At 64.8% G+C, this 16,709-nt stretch carries 19 protein-coding genes, 1 tRNA gene and 1 other RNA gene; 5 read left to right on the plus strand and 16 right to left on the minus strand.

Features of this window, described 5'->3' with window-relative positions; genetic code table 11:
- Window positions 1-10 precede the first annotated feature (10 nt).
- The 5 genes from JHW40_RS01155 to JHW40_RS01175 form a co-directional block, all read right to left on the minus strand.
- Window positions 11-520: a CarD family transcriptional regulator gene (locus JHW40_RS01155; RefSeq protein WP_090617314.1), complete on the minus strand. Its 510-nt coding sequence runs from the start codon at window positions 518-520 to the stop codon at window positions 11-13.
- A gap of 370 nt (window positions 521-890) precedes the next feature.
- The gene (gene fdxA / locus JHW40_RS01160; protein ID WP_090617312.1) at window positions 891-1,229 is read right to left on the minus strand and encodes a ferredoxin FdxA; all 339 of its coding nucleotides are present in this window, start codon (window positions 1,227-1,229) and stop codon (window positions 891-893) included.
- A 32-nt stretch (window positions 1,230-1,261) separates the two neighbouring features.
- Window positions 1,262-1,558 carry an RNA-binding S4 domain-containing protein gene (locus JHW40_RS01165; RefSeq protein ID WP_090617309.1) on the minus strand — a complete coding sequence of 99 codons (297 nt, stop codon included), beginning with the start codon at window positions 1,556-1,558 and terminating at the stop codon, window positions 1,262-1,264.
- Window positions 1,555-4,491 (minus strand): helicase-related protein, encoded by a 2,937-nt coding sequence (locus tag JHW40_RS01170; RefSeq protein ID WP_090617307.1) that lies wholly within the window; start codon window positions 4,489-4,491, stop codon window positions 1,555-1,557. The genes JHW40_RS01165 and JHW40_RS01170 overlap by 4 nt, the downstream gene beginning before the upstream one ends.
- A gap of 10 nt (window positions 4,492-4,501) precedes the next feature.
- On the minus strand, window positions 4,502-5,035 hold the full coding sequence (locus JHW40_RS01175; protein WP_090617304.1) for a tetratricopeptide repeat protein: 534 nt from the start codon (window positions 5,033-5,035) through the stop codon (window positions 4,502-4,504).
- Between the two features lie 113 nt (window positions 5,036-5,148).
- Here JHW40_RS01175 and JHW40_RS01180 point away from each other — a divergent pair, with 113 nt between their 5' ends.
- From JHW40_RS01180 to JHW40_RS01190, 3 genes are all read left to right on the plus strand, one after another.
- Complete coding sequence (locus tag JHW40_RS01180) at window positions 5,149-5,433, plus strand: SCP2 sterol-binding domain-containing protein (protein WP_090617302.1); 285 nt, start codon at window positions 5,149-5,151, stop codon at window positions 5,431-5,433.
- Between the two features lie 11 nt (window positions 5,434-5,444).
- On the plus strand, window positions 5,445-6,386 hold the full coding sequence (locus JHW40_RS01185) for an alpha/beta fold hydrolase (RefSeq protein WP_090617299.1): 942 nt from the start codon (window positions 5,445-5,447) through the stop codon (window positions 6,384-6,386).
- Window positions 6,387-6,503: 117 nt separating this feature from the next.
- Window positions 6,504-6,857 carry a hypothetical protein gene (locus JHW40_RS01190; protein ID WP_090617296.1) on the plus strand — a complete coding sequence of 118 codons (354 nt, stop codon included), beginning with the start codon at window positions 6,504-6,506 and terminating at the stop codon, window positions 6,855-6,857.
- Between the two features lie 52 nt (window positions 6,858-6,909).
- Here JHW40_RS01190 and JHW40_RS01195 read toward each other — a convergent pair whose 3' ends face one another.
- From JHW40_RS01195 to gatC, 9 genes are all read right to left on the minus strand, one after another.
- Window positions 6,910-7,551 carry a hypothetical protein gene (locus JHW40_RS01195; RefSeq protein WP_090617294.1) on the minus strand — a complete coding sequence of 214 codons (642 nt, stop codon included), beginning with the start codon at window positions 7,549-7,551 and terminating at the stop codon, window positions 6,910-6,912.
- A 10-nt stretch (window positions 7,552-7,561) separates the two neighbouring features.
- Complete coding sequence (locus tag JHW40_RS01200) at window positions 7,562-7,996, minus strand: ElaB/YgaM/YqjD family protein (RefSeq protein ID WP_090617329.1); 435 nt, start codon at window positions 7,994-7,996, stop codon at window positions 7,562-7,564.
- Window positions 7,997-8,168: 172 nt separating this feature from the next.
- Window positions 8,169-9,308, minus strand: coding sequence for a Hint domain-containing protein (locus JHW40_RS01205; RefSeq protein WP_090617291.1), 1,140 nt, complete (start codon window positions 9,306-9,308; stop codon window positions 8,169-8,171).
- Between the two features lie 443 nt (window positions 9,309-9,751).
- Window positions 9,752-9,919 carry a 50S ribosomal protein L33 gene (gene rpmG, locus JHW40_RS01210; RefSeq protein ID WP_011750518.1) on the minus strand — a complete coding sequence of 56 codons (168 nt, stop codon included), beginning with the start codon at window positions 9,917-9,919 and terminating at the stop codon, window positions 9,752-9,754.
- Window positions 9,920-10,053: 134 nt separating this feature from the next.
- Window positions 10,054-10,428: RNase P RNA component class A (rnpB, locus tag JHW40_RS01215), an RNA gene on the minus strand.
- A 49-nt stretch (window positions 10,429-10,477) separates the two neighbouring features.
- Entirely contained in the window at window positions 10,478-11,191 is a 714-nt protein-coding gene (locus JHW40_RS01220; RefSeq protein ID WP_473094005.1) for an N-acetylmuramoyl-L-alanine amidase, read from the minus strand.
- On the minus strand, window positions 11,188-11,781 hold the full coding sequence (locus JHW40_RS01225; RefSeq protein ID WP_090617288.1) for a hypothetical protein: 594 nt from the start codon (window positions 11,779-11,781) through the stop codon (window positions 11,188-11,190). Before JHW40_RS01225 ends, JHW40_RS01220 begins: the two co-directional genes overlap by 4 nt.
- A gap of 33 nt (window positions 11,782-11,814) precedes the next feature.
- Entirely contained in the window at window positions 11,815-13,296 is a 1,482-nt protein-coding gene (gene gatA, locus JHW40_RS01230) for an Asp-tRNA(Asn)/Glu-tRNA(Gln) amidotransferase subunit GatA (protein ID WP_090617286.1), read from the minus strand.
- The gene (gene gatC / locus JHW40_RS01235; RefSeq protein ID WP_090617323.1) at window positions 13,293-13,580 is read right to left on the minus strand and encodes an Asp-tRNA(Asn)/Glu-tRNA(Gln) amidotransferase subunit GatC; all 288 of its coding nucleotides are present in this window, start codon (window positions 13,578-13,580) and stop codon (window positions 13,293-13,295) included. Before gatC ends, gatA begins: the two co-directional genes overlap by 4 nt.
- Window positions 13,581-13,658: 78 nt before the next feature.
- Here gatC and JHW40_RS01240 point away from each other — a divergent pair, with 78 nt between their 5' ends.
- Both JHW40_RS01240 and JHW40_RS01245 read left to right on the plus strand, forming a co-directional pair.
- Entirely contained in the window at window positions 13,659-14,606 is a 948-nt protein-coding gene (locus JHW40_RS01240; protein WP_170851960.1) for an AEC family transporter, read from the plus strand.
- Between the two features lie 120 nt (window positions 14,607-14,726).
- Window positions 14,727-14,801 (plus strand) — tRNA-Glu (locus JHW40_RS01245).
- 14 nt (window positions 14,802-14,815) lie between these two features.
- Here the strand turns inward: JHW40_RS01245 and JHW40_RS01250 are convergent.
- Window positions 14,816-15,688: a tyrosine-type recombinase/integrase gene (locus JHW40_RS01250; RefSeq protein ID WP_090617282.1), complete on the minus strand. Its 873-nt coding sequence runs from the start codon at window positions 15,686-15,688 to the stop codon at window positions 14,816-14,818.
- A 59-nt stretch (window positions 15,689-15,747) separates the two neighbouring features.
- Complete coding sequence (locus JHW40_RS01255) at window positions 15,748-16,638, minus strand: IS5-like element ISPlc1 family transposase (protein WP_272849019.1); 891 nt, start codon at window positions 16,636-16,638, stop codon at window positions 15,748-15,750.
- Window positions 16,639-16,709: the final 71 nt, after the last annotated feature.

Raw genomic sequence — 16,709 nt, forward strand, 5'->3', positions numbered from 1 at the left:
CTGTAAAGGCTCAGGCCGCGCGCGACACCAGAACCTCGCCCACGCGTTGTTGCGCGGCGCCTTCGTCCAGCCCGCCGACAGCCGCGACCTCGCGGGTCAGGCGGTCCAGAGCGGCCTCATAGAGCTGACGCTCGGAATAGGATTGCTCGCGCTGGTCGTCATTGCGGTGCAGGTCGCGCACCACTTCGGCGATCGACATCAGATCGCCCGAGTTGATCTTCTGTTCATATTCCTGCGCACGGCGCGACCACATGGCGCGCTTGACACGGGCCTTGCCCTTCAGGGTTTCCAGCGCCCGGTCGATCGCGTCGGGCGACGACAGGCCACGCATGCCGATTTCGGTGGCGCGGGCGGTGGGCACGCGCAGGGTCATCTTGTCCTTGTCAAAAGAGATGACGAACATCTCAAGCCGCAGCCCCGCGACCTCCTGCTCTTCGATCGAGACGATCCGGCCAACACCATGAGCCGGATAGACGACAAAATCATCGGGGCGAAATTCGTTCTTCTTGGTCTTGGACATTTGGCTTCCTCTAGGTAGCGCCCCAAGCGATGGGACACAAAAAGACCGCAAGCGGCGATGCCGCCTTCGGATCCTGTTCTTATCTGTTCTTGAGCCTGCGACGGGCAGAAGACGCAGGGTCGGCAGCATGACCACCGCAACCCCCGGCCCCGCCCTGAAAGCGGTTAGGATGAATTACGACAGTGGCCTGAACATATCACGAATCGGGCACAAAAAAAAGCGCCGCGGCAGGAGGGCCGAAATGGCGTTTTCCTGTTACCTGTCAATGGCTTGGTTACATTCTCACGGATTCGCGAGAATCATCGATAAGCGAATCTTCCGCAAAACCGCATCGCGTGCAAGCCGGGCGGGCGGCAATCCGCCCGTCGGCTCAATCGCCCTCGCCCGGGGCCTCCGAGAAGTATTTGTCCAGCTTGCCCTCGACCCCGTCCAGTTCGGTGGCGGTGGGCAGCGGGTCCTTCTTCTGGGTGATGACCGGCCAGATTTCGGAGTATTTGCGGTTGAACTCGACCCATTCGTCCATAGCCGGCTCGGTATCGGGGCGGATGGCATCGGCCGGGCATTCGGGTTCGCACACCCCGCAATCGATGCATTCGTCGGGATGGATCACCAGCGTGTTTTCGCCTTCATAGAAGCAGTCCACCGGACAGACTTCCACGCAGTCGGTATATTTGCACATTATGCAGTTATCGGTCACCACGTAGGTCATCTGGCGCGCTCTCGCTTGATCCTTGCGGGCATTCACCTAGTCCCTTCATCCGGATCAATCAACCCATCCGTATGTTCAAGATAGAGACATTGTGCCTCAGTCGCGGGTCCCCGGCGGGTGCCAAGGGCCAGAACGCGCATGGCGCGCACATGGCCATGCGCTGAAATCGTCACCTCGTCGCCGACATGCAGCGACCGGCCCGGCTTGCGGCAGGGCTGGCCATTGATGCGGATTCCGCCGGCCTCGATCCGGGCTGTGGCCAGTCCGCGCGACTTGAAGAACCGCGCGAAAAACAGCCATTTGTCCAGACGCTGGCCGCCCTCGCTCACTTCTTGTCTTTGAGCGTCGCGAGGATGGCGAAGGGGCTGTCCGGGTCGATCCGGCGTTCCGGGCGTTCGGGTCGCGACGAGAAGGTCTTGGGCTTGGGTGCGCCTTTGGGCCCCTTTTTCGGCCCGCCCTTGCCGCGTGGCTTGCCGCCATCGCGGGCGGCACGGTCGCCGCCAGTTTCACCAGAACGGCGCTCGGCACGCTCGCCGCGCGGCTGACCACCTTGACGGCGGCCCTGTCCGGCTTCTTGCCCCTGGGCCTGCTGCGGGCGGCGATTGCCTCCGCGCGGACGCGGCGCCCAGCGGAAGGTATAGAACACCTCGGTCTCGGGCGCGTCTTCGGCCGCATCCGCTGCCGCTTCGTCGCCGGTCGGCTCGGTTGCCTGTTCAGGCGTCTCCGCGGCCTCGGCGGCGGCGGCCTCTGCCTCGATCCGGCGTTTCTCGGCCTGCTCCGTTTCCCATTTGGCGCGGGTTTCGGCGGCCAGAACGCTTTCCTCTTCGGTCAGCGGCGCGTCCGAGGGCTCGGCCTCGGGTGCGGGTTCGGCCACGGGGGCCTCGGCCGTCTTGACCTTCGCCCGCTCGCCCTTTTCGGCGGCATAGCCCAGACCCTGCATCAGTGCCGCGAATTGCTCCAGCGTCATGCCGGTGATCGACAGCATGTCGGGATTGGCCTCGAATCCACCGCGCGTATCCTGCGTACGCAGAAGGTCGGCCAGCCGTTCCAGCATGTCGATGCGGATCGCACGGTCACCTGCGGGGTGATAGCCCGACAGCGTGTAATAGCCCTGCGGCACCTCGGGGATATGCGGGATGGTGACCAGACCGGGGGGCGGGCTTTCGGGGAATTCGTCCAGCCCCTCGGCCAGCGACCACAGCACCAGCCGCAGCCGGGTCGGCGCGGGCTTCAGCAGCGCGGGCAGGAAAATGGTGAACTGGCCAAAGCGCACACCGTGCTTGCGCAGCAACCCGCGCATCTCCTGATCCAGTTCCTTGACCTCATTCGCCACGCCTTCGCGCGGCAGGATGCCCAAAGCCTCGACCAGACGGAAGGCAAAGCCTCGCGCCAGCCCGGTCAGTCCGTCATCCTTCTGCATCGCCAGCAAAGGCTCGAACAACGCCGCCACCTTGCGGTCGATGAAATGCTGCAAACGGCGGCGGACTTTCTCGGCGATATCGGAACCGGCCTCGTCATCGACGAAAACCTCGATACCGGGATGCAGCGCGTCGCTGCCCTTGACCAGCTTGCCGATGGCGGCGTCGCCCCACATCAGCCCACCCTGTTCGGTGAAATCCAGCTCGGTATCGGGGGCGTTATAGAAACGGTCCGCGCGCAGATGGAATTCGGGACGCAGCGCCTCGTATCCGGCGCGGTTCAGCATCCTGGCCTCGTCCGCCGTCGCGGTCTGGTCGGGGCGAAACCGGAACCCTTCAAGACGGCCGGCGAATTCACCCTCGACCGTCACTTCGCCCTTGTCATTCACTTCGGCCACAAGGCTCTCCTTCTGATTGAGCCGGCGCAACAATACCGAGGTGCGCCGGTCCACGAAACGTTGGGTCAGCGCCGCATGCAGCGCGTCTGACAAACGGTCTTCTACAGCGCGAGTTTCCCCGCGCCAATGGCTTTCGTCCTGCACCCAGCCGGTTCTTTGCGCAACATAGGTCCAGGTGCGGATATAGGCGAGCCGTTTTGACAGCGCGTCGATATCGCCATGGGTGCGGTCGATACGCTGAACGGCGCGGGCCAGCCAGTCCGAAGGAATCGCGCCCTCTTGCAGGAAACCGAAGATCCGCGCCAGCAGCCCGGCATGTTCACTGGCAGAAATACCACGAAAATCGGGCACCCGGCAAACGTCCCAAAGCAGCCGGACATCGCGCCCGCCCTGCACCCGGTCGCGGATCTCGGGCAGGTCGCGCAGCGTCTTCAGCGCAGCCAGATCGTCGGCCTCGCGCCCCCGGCCCAGCAATTCATGGCCCGAAGGCGCCTCAAGACTGGAGACCAGCCGCTCGGTGGTGCCGAATTCCAGCGCCGCGTTACGCCAGACCAACCGCTGGATCGGCGCAAAGCGGTGATTCTCGATGGCGTCGATCAGCCCTTCGTCAAGAATGCGCGCATCGCCGGTGACGCCGAATGTGCCCGCCTCGGTATGGCGCCCGGCGCGCCCGGCGATCTGGCCGATCTCGTGCGGGAACAACTCGCGCACCCGGCGGCCGTCGAATTTATGCGTGGCAGAAAAGGCGACATGGCGGATATCGAGGTTCAGCCCCATGCCGATGGCGTCGGTGGCGACCAGATAATCGACCTCTCCGGCCTGATACATGGCGACCTGCGCATTGCGGGTGCGGGGCGACAGCGCCCCCATCACCACCGCGCAGCCGCCCTTTTGCCGCCGGATCAGCTCGGCCATCGCATAGACGTCATCGACGGAAAACCCCACGATGGCCGAGCGTGCCGGCATCCGCGACAGCTTTTTCGAGCCCGACCATGTCAGCGTCGAAAACCGTTCGCGCCGCTGGAACTGCACATCGGGCACCAGCGCGGCGATGGCCGGGCGCATGGTGTCGCTGCCCAGAAACAGCGTCTCGTGCAGACCGCGCATATGCAGCAGGCGGTCGGTAAAGACATGGCCGCGTTCCGGGTCGGCGCAAAGCTGGATCTCGTCTATGGCGACGAAATCGGGGGCGATGTCGGGCATGGCCTCGGTGGTGGCGACCCAGTATTGCACCCGCTCGGGCACGATGCGCTCCTCGCCCGTGACCAGCGCCACGACCGAAGGGCCACGCATTTTGACGATGCGGTCATAGACCTCTCGGGCCAGCAGACGCAGCGGCAGGCCGATCACACCGGTCCGATGGGCCAGCATGCGTTCGATGGCATAATGCGTCTTGCCGGTATTGGTCGGCCCAAGCACGGCCGTGACCCGGCCCTTTGAAAGCATGTTCATGTGATCAGATCCGGGTGCCCGACGTTTCGCGTTCCAGCCGGGCGACGGCATCAAGCGCCTCTTGCTGGTAAGGATGGATCTTCAGGCTGGCGCGATAGGCCGCCAGCGCACGATGGGTATCGCCCATCTCTTCCAGCAGCGCGCCCAGTTGCGTCAGGGCGACGAAATGCCGCGGTTCCAGTTGCAGCGCGCGGCGCAGATCCTCGATGGCGGGGCCGGTCTGGCCCAGCATCGCAAAGGCCGCCGCCCGCGCCTGCCAGCCCGCCGCGAAATCCGGCGCGTGATCGGTCAGCGCGGTCAGATGACCGATGGCGCTTTCGGGATCGCCGATATCCAGCGCGCCCTCGCCCCGTTGCAGCAGCATGTCCATCGCGGCGGAACCCGATTTCGACCATTCGCGCAGAATGTCGGTTTCCGCGATGCGCCAGCCCTCGCCCTCGGGCGCGGCCAGCTTGCTGAACATTTCGTCAATTGCGTCGCCATCCTGCGCATAGGCAGTGGTCAGCACCGCAAGGTTCAGGCAAAGTGCAATCGACAAACGGCGAAATGCCGTTACGAAATGGTGGTAATGGAATCCGCAGGCGCCCATATACCAACTGTAACCCAGCCCGCGCGGCGGGCGCCAGAGATAGCGCGACCAAGAGGATGCAAATGAGCGATGTTGTGAACGCGGCGGTCACGAAACTTCAGGAAAAGCTGGGCAGTTTCTCGTCCACGGCGAAGTTCGTGATCGAGGATGAGGGGGCGATCATGATCGATTCCGACGGCGTGCGCGCCGGAGACGAGGACGCCGAGGTCACCCTGACCGCCAGCCGCGAGACCTTCGAGGGCATCCTGGACGGCAGCGTCAACCCGACCATGGCCTTCATGAGCGGCAAGCTCAAGCTGGACGGCTCGATGGGGGTCGCCATGCAGCTGGGTCAGGCACTGAGCTGAGCCGTTACCAGGTGGAACCCGCCCCCTTCCGTCAGTTTCCCGATGATTCGCGCGAACCGGCCTCTGCCTTCTGGGTCAGGGCCGATGACGGGCTGCGGCTGCGGCTGGCACTGTGGCGGGGCGGCGATGCCCCCCACGGCACCGTTCTGTTGTTTCCCGGCCGCACCGAATATGTCGAGAAATACGCCACCCTTGCCCATGATCTGAATGCGGCGGGTTTCGCCGTGCTGACGCTGGACTGGCGCGGTCAGGGATTGTCAGAGCGGTTGCAGGACGATCCGCTGCCCGGCCATGTCGGGGAATTCGCGGATTACCAGCGCGACGTGATCGAAATGATCGTGGCGGGGACCGATCTGGACCTGCCGCGTCCCTGGCATCTGCTGGCGCATTCCATGGGCGGCTCGATCGGGTTGGCCGCGCTGCATGCCGGGCTGCCGGTCGAACGGGCGGTGTTTTCCGCCCCGATGTGGGGGATTCAGCTGGGACGGCTGCCCACATGGTTCGTGCGCGCCATCACACAGCTGGCCGACCGGGCAGGCCGTGGCGGTCGGATCGCACCGCAAAAGGGCGGCGCGCGCAGCTATGTGCTGGATGATTCCTTCAACGCCAATCTGCTGACCCATGATGTCGATAACTGGACCCGCATGGTGCGCGAGGCCGCGACATGGCCGGAACTGACCATCGCCGGCGCCAGCTTTGGCTGGGTGTTCCACGCCATCGCCGAATGCCGCCGCCTGTCGGACCTGCCGCCGCCCGACCTGCCCACGCTGATCGCGATGGGCCAAGAGGAACGGATCGTTTCGCCCGGAGCCATCCGGCAGATGGCGGATCGCTGGCCCAGTGCCCGGCTGATGGAAGTGGCAGGCGCCCGGCACGAGTTGATGATGGAAATCCCGCCGCTGAGGCAGGCATTTCTGGAATCCGCCATCGACCATTTCCTGTCCGGCAGCTAGGCGTCACCAGCCGCTGCCCCTTCCGGGCGGGCAGAACGGATTTACCATTTATTATATTGTCTTGCGCCAAGCCGAAGATAATCTGTCAGTATTATGGCACATCACCACGCTCACTTCATGATTGTCGAGACCGACCCCTTCATCGCCCGCGACATGAGCGACGGGCTGATGGAAGCGGCGCCGGGCTGCACCGTCGAAATCTTCAGGTCAGCCGAGGAATTGGCTGATCTGCCTTCTGCCCCGGCGGCCCCGCATCCGGTGATCGTCACCAAGCTGTCGCTGGAGGCCATCGAGAGCAGCGGGCTGGCCACCACCGCCGCGCGAATGGGGGCCACGATCGTGGTGCGTCAGGGCGAGGACCCGCCGGAGGCCGTAGCGGCGCGCGGCTGGCTCAGCCTGCCCACGCCCTTCACCTGCGAAGACCTGTTTGAACTGGCCTCGTCGCTGCGGCTGAGGATTTCAGCCGCCTGAGACGACAAAAGGCCCCCGACGGGGGGCCTTCGGGTGATTCGAGGCGCGGCCTTCACACCAGATCGTCATCGTCGCGCCGGTTTTCGCGCAGTTTCGCGGCCAGCGTCACCCCTACCGCGAATGCCGCCAGCAACTTGGCCATGCTGCCTGCATTGCTGTTCGCCGCGACCCTTGCCTTGTCCGAGGCACGCCCCGCAGCCTGCCGCGCGGCGTCAACGTTTTCAGGCGTCAATCCGGCCTTGCGGGCGGTATCGCGGGCAAGGTCCTGCACCCGGCGCTCGGTATCGCTGGCGAATTTATTGGCGCGGAACGAGGCCTGATCCATGACGGAATGGACCTTGTTTTCGGCCATATCGACCATGCGAGAGGCTTCGGACCGGGCGCGGTTGACAGCCGCATCCGCCGCCAGATTGACCCGCGCCTGCACCTCTTTCTTCAGATCGTCGGTGGTGGGCATCCGGTGACGCGGGCGCGTCAGCAGCAGCAGGACCAGCCCGATGACGACGAAGCCAGCCCCGATCGCCAGCGAGGCATTGACCGACCCCCAGCCCAGACCGGTGGCAAGCCAGCTCCACAAGGCGGCCAGAAGGAAACCCGCACCGATGGCGAAAAGAACGCCCGCCACCGCCTTGAAGGCTGATCGGCGGGCGACATCACCCAGCGCGAGCTTCAGGCGCTGCGCGTAATCCAGCATGTGCCCGTCCTCAGCGACGCGCCAGAATCAGGCCGACAAGAAAGCCCACGCCCGCCGCGATGCCCAAGGCCTGCGCCGGATGGCGGCGCACCATCTCGGACACCTCGTCATAGCGTTCCTCGGCATAACCGGCGACTTCATGGGCGCGGCGCTGGCCTTCCTCATACAGATGCTCGGCCTGCGCGCGGGCGCGCCCGGCATATTCCTCGCCCGCCTCACGCGCGCGTTCGGCATATTCGCGGCCGGTTTCGCGCACGGAATCGGCCAGTTCGGCGCCGCGTTCCTTCAGCCGTTCGACCGGGGCATTGTCGGCGACCCGCCGCGCGGTTTCGCGCACATCATCGGCCACCTTGCGGGCACCGCTGCGCAGATCCTCGGCCGTTTCCTCGGCGGCGTCCCGGACGTCTTTTTTCATGTCTTCGGCGGTTTTTTCGATCTTTGCCATCTTCGGTTCCCTTTCGGTGTCGATGCCGTTTCGCGGCATCACCATTCGACAGCATTAACACGCGGAGGCAAGGCATCGTTCCCGTGTTCGCAAGAAATAACGCGCCTGCGACCCGGGCAGCAAAAGGCCGGGCGCAGGGCGCCCGGCCAAAGCGTTTCACACCGGTATCGGCTCAGTTGACCAAAGCGCGGCTGTTTTGCAGATGGCGCATGGCCAGCTTGCGGCCCTGACGGCCCGACGCCAGAATACGCGCAGCCTGCGGCGCGACATCGCTGTCGCGCAACTCGGGGAACAGGGCGAAGATTTCTTCCTTGGCTGCCGACCCGACCGCCTTCAGCGCCTCGGCACCGGTATAGAGCGATTCCGTCTCGGCGCCGTTCGAGAACACCACCTCGTGCCGGTCGAACAGCATGTGGAAATATTCCACGCCATCCGCCGCATCTGCAATGTCCACGCCCTCGATGGTCAGCAATTGCTTGGCCGCCACCAGAACCTCGCTGGTGCCGAACATGCGCTGCGCGATCCGCGACCGCACCAGAACCCGGTGCTGCGGCGAGACCAGCAGATCCTGCGCCGGAGTCGAGGCACCAAGCGCCCCTGCGGCAATGCGGATCGGACGCAGCGTCGGTTCCGCCGCCAGACGGTCGGCCGAAACCCCGACCGAGCCGATCCAGCGCACCGGCTGCAAGCCGTTGTCGCGGGTCATGACCAGATCGCCTTCGGCCAGATCCTCGATGGCCCGCAACCCCGCATCGGTCAGGATCATGGTGCCGCGGGTAAAGCAGGGCAGGTTGTTCTGATCGTGCGGCATCATCTTCTGGCGATCAACCGCGCTGCCCGGCACATAGGTCAGTTCCGAACCCGCATTCGGGAACTGCTGCAGGTCGAAAAATTTGCCTTCATAACCTTCAGGAGCGATGGCCTCGAAGGTGAAGCCGACGATGGTGTCGGTCTGCTGCCCGGGCGCATTGATGCTGATCGCGTTGACCCGGAACTCTGTTCCGTTCTCGTCGGTGACGCGGAACGAATATTCAAGCTCAATGGTATGACCGGCGGGCCAAGTCACGCCATCCAGCGTGATCCCCTCCTCCAGATGCTGACCCCAAGTGGGGTCATCCGAAAGGATTTCTCTTTCCGAGTAGACACTCGCCGGCACCATGCTGCCGGGGGCAAAGCTGAAGGTGGGCGGTGTGCCGTTATCATCCCAGCTGTCGCCCTGGCCGTCCTGCCAGTAAGTTTCGGGCGCTGCATCGCCGCCGGTAAAGGTAAACGCATCGATCGGAATGATCGGCAAAAGGAAATTGATGGGCATAACTGCTCCGTTCCTGAACTACTGGTGACAGACCCCCGAAGGGATCGACGTAGACCGAAGACGGAATAAGCCTGTGAGGAGGAGACGGATCTGTGCCCTGAAAAACAGGTGGGCTGAACTCATCACTTCGCTGCAGACGGCATCCGCACATCGAACCCGGCGCGAACACAGCATCGGGTAAGATTGCATTAACCACGCGGTGGCGCGGCTGGAAAGCTGTCTGTTAGGGCAGGTATGGCAATCCGGTAATGACCGGACCCGCCCGCGTTACAAATTGCAGGCTGGACGGGAAAGTTATCTGAAAAGACTGCATAAATGCACAGATGCCGGGGCGAATCAGGCCGCCTGATCGGGATTGCCGGGCAGGTCAGTGGCAGCGTCGCATGCCAAAAGACCGCACCCGGATGGGCGCGGCCTTTTTCATCGTCGGCAGGAAGGCGATCTTACTTGATCTTGCCTTCCTTGTATTCGACATGCTTGCGCACGACCGGATCGTATTTGTTGACCGTCATCTTCTCGGTCATCGTGCGGGCGTTTTTCTTGGTGACATAGAAATGCCCGGTTCCGGCCGTCGAGTTCAGACGGATCTTGATCGTCGTCGGCTTCGCCATGGTGCTTGCTCCTGCTGCGGGGCCGGACGCGCGGTGCAAACCCCGTGGAATTCTTGGAAGCCCGCCTTTTAGCGTGCGGGCAACGGAAGTCAACCGCGAATCGCCCCCGATCCGGGGGGCAATTCGGCGGTGTTGCGCGCGGAGGGCCTGTAAGCCGGATTCTGTCCACCGCTTGCGCGGCTGGATGACCATTCCTCTGGTCCGGCCGTTGCCGACCGGATCGTGCTGCCTACCCGGACCTGCTGGGGCAAGGCGGCCCCGCGAGGTTGCCCCCGCGCGCGGTCCCTATTCGGCATTGCTCCCGGTGGGGCTTGCCATGCGGGGGCTGTTACCAGCCCCCCGGTGGGCTCTTACCCCACCGTTTCACCCTTGCCGCTGCACGCAGCGGCGGTCTGTTCTCTGTGGCGCTTTCCCTGGGGTTGCCCCCGCCGGGCGTTACCCGGCACCGTCGCCTCATGGAGTCCGGACTTTCCTCGACAGTTGCCTGCCGCGGTCATCCGGCCCTCCGCGCAGGGGGGATATGGTGGGAAACGGGGGCGGGGTCAATGGGGCGACGGTTCAGGTGGGGCGCTGCCCCGTCGCGCTGGCGCGCGACCCCCCGGGATATTTGTTCGCCAAAGATGGGGCGGGTCGTTTGGTGATGGCGGCCAGCGCGGCGGCTGCGCGGCGGTCGGCCGGGGCTTCGGGGCCTTGCGCCCAGGGGCGGTAGTGCAGGCGAAAGGCGGCGAGGCGCGTTTCGGGATCGGCGGCGGGATAACCGATCGTGTCGAGGCTGAGGGGCAGCGGCTGATCGGGGCCGTCGGCGGGCCAGAGTGCAAGCCCGTCGCGGGCAAGCGCCTGCCAGTCGAAGCGCGGGCCGGGGTCGCATTTGCGGTCGGGGGCCATGTCGGAATGGCCGATGACAGCATCGGGACCGAGGGTCCAGCGGCGCATGATCTGGCGTAGCAGGTCGCGCAGGGCCGTCATCTGAGGTGCAGGGAAGGGGCAGTTGCCGGGATTGACGATCTCGATCCCGATGCTGCGGGAATTGATGTCGTCGCGCCCCTGCCACGACCCTGCCCCGGCATGCCATGCTCGACGCGATTCGGGGACCAGCGCCTCGGTGCGGCCGTCTTCGTGGACAAGCCAGTGGGCGCTGACCTCGGCTGCCGGATCGCAAAGGCGGGCGCGGGCCGAGGGGCCGTCCTCCATGCCGGTATAGTGCAGCACGATCAGTTCGGGTCGCTGGCCGCGCCGGTCACCGTGGTTGGGGCTGGGGAAGCCGTCGCTCAAGGCTGGCGCAGCGGGCGCGGGTCCCAGCCGCAGACGAAGCCGTCGCCATCGGGGTCCATGCCGCGCGTATCGGTCTGCGGGCCGCCTGCGCCGAGAAAGGCGATCTGCGCCGCCTCGGGGTTCTGGAAGCTGGCACAGACGCGCGCGGCCTGCTGGGTCGAGTCCGCGCCGCGCGGATAGACCGCCTGACCGGGCGCATGGCTGGTGGCAGCGGCAAAGCCCGATAGCACCGGGACCGAGCCCGGATAGGGACCGTCATTGGCCGCCAGCGGCTGGCCGGACGGACGGCGTGCGGGAGCCGCAGGCGCAGCAGGGGTGGCCGCGACCGTGATGCTGCGCCGGGCCGTCACGCCCATCGTGGCGGGAACCGGCACCGGCGATCTGCCTGCGATCCGTTCGGGTGTGGGTGCCTCGAACGGACGCACCAGCGGGATAGTCGAGGGGGCGTCGCCATTGCTGACCAGCGCGGCCTCGCGTTCAGCCAGATAGGTGCCATAGGGTGAGCCGCCGAACTGATAATTCGGGTTCACGCCCAGATGCTCGCCACAGCCGGCCAGCGCCAGCACCGAAATCAAGACCCAGCCGCGCATACCGCCTCCGTTATGTCCCTGTCTGGCCGAACCCTACCACCAGCGTTCCGGCTTGGCTACAAATCCTGCCGCGCGTTCCAGAACCAGCGCGTGATTCAGCAGGTCGCCCTCTTCGAAAGGCCGCCCGATCAGTTGCAGGCCAAGGGGCAGGCCCTGGCTGTCCAGCCCGACCGGAACCGAGATCCCCGGCAGACCGGCAAGGTTCAGCGTCACGGTAAAGACGTCGTTCAGATAGGCCTGCACCGGATCGGACTGGTCCAGCGACCCCAGCGCGAAGGCCGCCGAGGGCGTGGTCGGCGCAAGGATCGCGTCGATGCCATCCGCGAAAGCCTGATCGAAGTCGCGCTTGATCAGCGCACGGACCTTGCGGGCGCGGTTGTAATAGGCGTCATAGAAGCCCGCCGACAGCACATAGGTGCCGATCATCACGCGGCGCTGCACCTCGGGGCCGAAGCCTTCGGCGCGGGTCTTTTCATACATCTCGGTGATGCCGTCGCCCGCGCCCAGTTTCGCACGGTGGCCATAGCGCACGCCGTCATAGCGGGCGAGGTTCGAGGACGCCTCGGCGGGCGCGATGACGTAATAGGCCGGCAGCGCGTATTTCGTATGCGGCAGGCTGATCTCGACCACCTCGGCGCCCGCGTCACGCAGCATGTCGGCGCCCTTCTGCCACAGCGCGTCGATCTCGGACGGCATGCCGTCCACGCGGTATTCGCGCGGAATGCCGATGCGCTTGCCGCGAATGTCGCCGGTCAGCGCGGATTCGTAATCCGGCACCGGATGGTCGGCGCTGGTCGAATCCTGCGGGTCCACCGAGGCCATCGCACCCAGCATGATCGCCGCGTCGCGCACCGTCTTGGTCATCGGCCCGGCCTGATCGAGGCTGGAGGCATAGGCGATCACGCCCCAGCGCGACACGCGGCCATAGGTGGGCTTCAGCCCGACCGTGCCGGTAAAGGCCGCGGGCTGGCGGATCGAGCCGCCGGTATCGGTCCCGGTCGCCGCAAGGCACAGATCAGCCGCCACCGCCGCCGCCGAGCCGCCCGACGAGCCGCCCGGCGTCAGTTGACGCCCGTCCACCTTCCACGGGTTCACCGCCGGGCCATAGCAACTGGATTCATTGGCCGAGCCCATGGCGAACTCATCCATGTTCAGCTTGCCCAGCATCACCGCGCCCGCATCCCACAGGTTCCGGGTCACGGTCGATTCATATTCGGGGGTAAACCCTTGCAGGATCCGGCTGGCAGCCTGACCGGGCACGCCCTCGACGCAGAATACATCCTTTACCCCGACCGGGATGCCGGTCATCGGGGTTGCGTCGCCCGATTTCAGCCGCTGATCGGCGGCGCGGGCCATGTCGCGGGCACGTTCGGACGTGTGATGCACGAAGGCGTTCAGCGCCCCAGCCCCTTCTATGGCTGTCAGGCAGGCATCGGTCAGCTCGACCGAGGTCACATCGCCCTTGGCCAGCGCGTCGCGGGCATCAGCGATGGTCAGTTTGTTCAGATCGCTCATTCCATCACCTTCGGCACGGCAAAAAACCCCTCGCGCGCGTCGGGGGCGTTCGACAGGATCCTGTCGGGCATGCTGCCCGTGGTCACGACATCCTCGCGCCGTTTCAGCCGCATCGGGGTGACGCCGGTCATCGGCTCGACCCCTTCGACATCGACCTCGTTCAGCTGCTCCATGAAATGCAGGATGCCGTTCAGTTCCCGCGCCAAGGCGGGCAGCGCGGCGTCATCGACCGCGATGCGCGACAGATGTGCGACCTTGCGGGCCTCGTCTTCGGTGATCGACATGGCTTTTCCTTTCGTTGCAGCGCGGTCTACAACCGCACGGGCGAGGCTGCAAGAAGCCCGCGCAGCAAGGAGAAGATCGTGCATGCCGCCCTGACGATCCTGCCCGTCATCCTTCTGATCGTCGCGGGTCATCTGGCCAGACGCTGGAACATCATCGCGCCGGACAACTGGCCGGGGGTCGAGCAACTGGGCTTTCGCCTGTTGTTCCCGGCGATCCTGCTGACCTCGGTCTATCGGGCGGAACTGTCGCCCGGCGTGCTGGCCCCCTATCTGGGCGTGTTGCTGCTGACCTTCGCCGTCACCGGCATCGCCGCGCTGCTGATGCGCCGCCCGCTGAGGCTGACCAACCCGCGGCTGACATCGCATTTCCAAGGGGCGTTGCGTTTCAATTCGCTGCTGATTCTGGCCGTCGCGGCGCAGGGGCTGGGCCAGTCGGCGGTCAGCGATCTGGCGGTGGCGCTGGCGATCCTGATTCCGCTGTTCAATATCGCCGCCATCATCGCCCTGACGCTGTGCCCGCCGGAAAACCCGGATATGCCGCGTATCGCAAGGGCACAGGCGCTGCGCCGAATCACCGCCGAGATCCTGCGCAATCCGCTGGTGCTGGGCTGCGCGCTGGGGCTGGCGCTGAACCTGTCGGGGGTCGAGCTGCCGCCCTGGGTACTGTCGCCACTGGACTGGCTGGGTCAAGGCGCGCTGGCCGTCGGGCTGCTGACCGTCGGCGCGGGCATCCAGTTGCGGCGGCTGATCAACCGTGACCCGGCGCTGTGGGTATCGGTGGGCATGCGACTGGTTTTCTGCCCGCTGCTGTTTCTGGCTCTGGCCTTTGTCGCTGGCCTGCCCGGAGGCCAGATCGCCTCGGGCCTGCTGGCCACCGCCGCACCGGGCGCCTCGGTCGGCTATATCCTCGCACGCCAGATGGGCGGAGACGCCGAGTTCTTTGCCGACATCTTCACATGGCAAACGATTCTGGCGGCGATCAGCCTGCCGCTGTGGCTGTCTGTCGGCAGCGCGCTGGCGGGCTGAGGCCCGTTCCGGCGGCCCCCAAAATTTTCGACGGCGGGCGGATTTTTCCCCTTGCGCCTTCCGACGCCCTCGCCTAAACACCGCCCCACGCCGCCGGACACACCGGCAGAGCTGAAAAGCGGCCCGTTCGTCTATCGGTTAGGACGCCAGGTTTTCAACCTGGAAAGAGGGGTTCGATTCCCCTACGGGCTGCCACTTCACTCCTCAATTCATTGATTATCATTGATAATTTCTCCATCCACGTCCAACTTCTCTGACGGGTTGGACAATTTCCCAAGTTTTTCGAAGCCGCTGTCTGCCAGTTTCGAACGGTTGGCCTTACGCGTGTAGACCCTTGCTTGGGTCGTGTCGGCATGCGCCAGATAGGACGCGATTTCCCACTCGGAAGCTCCTGCATCTGCCAGCCTCGTCGCGCCAGCCTTGCGCAGTCCATGGATCGATCCGGGCACGCCCGCTTCCTGGCAACGCTTGCGAAACCAGTTACCGAACGAGGTAACCTTGTAGGGAAGCAGAGAACCCTCCTGAGTGACGAACAGGTTCTGCTCTACTGGCAGCTTAGCGATTTCTTCCGCCAATTCCGGGAGGATCGGCAGATCGGCTGCCACCGAGGTCTTTCCCCGCGCATAGGCGATCCGCAGCTTGCCATCGCGAACAGAAATCATATGGCGACCAGCCCCGCACAGGTCCTGACGCGCCATGCCAGTGTTAAGCGCGACCAGAATAGCCATTCGCGCCTTTGTCCCTGACCCGTGGCGCTCCAGAAACCGTGCAACCTCGGATTCGGTCCATGTGTGGTAACCTGCCGTATTCTCTTTCAGTCGCTCGGCGAATTTCGCCGGGTTGGGTCCGTCGTAGTCAAGCTTCTGGGCGGCGAAGTTGTATAGCATGGACATGTTCTTCTTCACGCCGTTCGCGGCGCTTGGTCCGGCTTTCTTCGCCATCAACGCTTCGACATGCCGGACCTTCATCTGCGCAAACGGAAGGTCACCGGCCTGCGCCCTGACCGCAACCTCCTGAAGCGTAAGACCCCGTAACTTTCTGATCTCTGCAATCCGGTTCTTCATCCTGCCAAAAATCAACATATCGTGACTCTGTTGCACAAATCGGGTGATGGCCGAGGTTCCCCCTTCCCCGGACGGACTTATCCCACAGCTTCCGTGACGGGTATGCCGAGCGCGGTGTAACCGTTCAGGACAGCGATACGGACCTGGAGTTCGGCGACCTGGCGGTCGAAGTCCCGCGCCATGAGGCGCTGGCCCAGCAGTTTCACACAATGCATCTTTGTTTCGATGCGGCTTCGGCGGTGATATCCGCTCCATCGTCGCCAGAGGGTGCGCCCCAGATATTTCGCGGCGCGAAGGGCTTCGTTTCGGGCCATGGCTCCGGCTGTGATAGCTTTCCAGGGCTTCGCGTTCTTGCGGGGCGGGATGACGGCATGAGCGCTGCGGTCGGCGATCGCATCGTGGCATTTGCGCGTGTCGTAAGCGCCGTCGGCGGTGACGCTGCCGATCTCCTGGTCCTCCGGGATTTGACTGAGAAGATCGGGCAGAACGGGCGCATCACCGATGTGGCTCCCGGTGACCTCGACAGCCCTGACCTCCAGCGTTTGCTCGTCGATCCCGAGATGAATCTTGCGCCAGACACGCCGCTTCGGGCCACCGTGCTTGCGCGCATGCCACTCGCCTTCGCCCTCGACCTTGATGCCGGTGCTGTCTATCAGCAGGTGCAACGGCCCTTTGGAACCACGATACGGGATGTTCACGGCGAGGGTCTTCTGACGGCGGGACAGCGTGCTGAAATCCGGCACTGCCCAGTTCAGGCCGACCAGCTGCAGCAAGCTCTCGACGAACCCGGTCGTCTGCCGCAAGGCCATGCCGAACAACACCTTCATCGACAGGCACGTCTGGATCGCGGCATCGCTGTAGCTCTGCTGGCGGCCACGCCTGCCTGACGGCGCGGCATCCCAACTCATCTCGGGGTCAAACCAGATCGTCAGCGAGCCGCGGCGCTTGAGCGCTTCGTTATAGGCCACCGATTGGGACCTGTCCACCCGCTATGGTCAGCCGCGCGCCTATCGTGTCGGCCTGCCCGAGATCGGCGGCG

The sequence above is a fragment of the Paracoccus alcaliphilus genome, assembly GCF_028553725.1.
Lineage (GTDB): Bacteria > Pseudomonadota > Alphaproteobacteria > Rhodobacterales > Rhodobacteraceae > Paracoccus > Paracoccus alcaliphilus.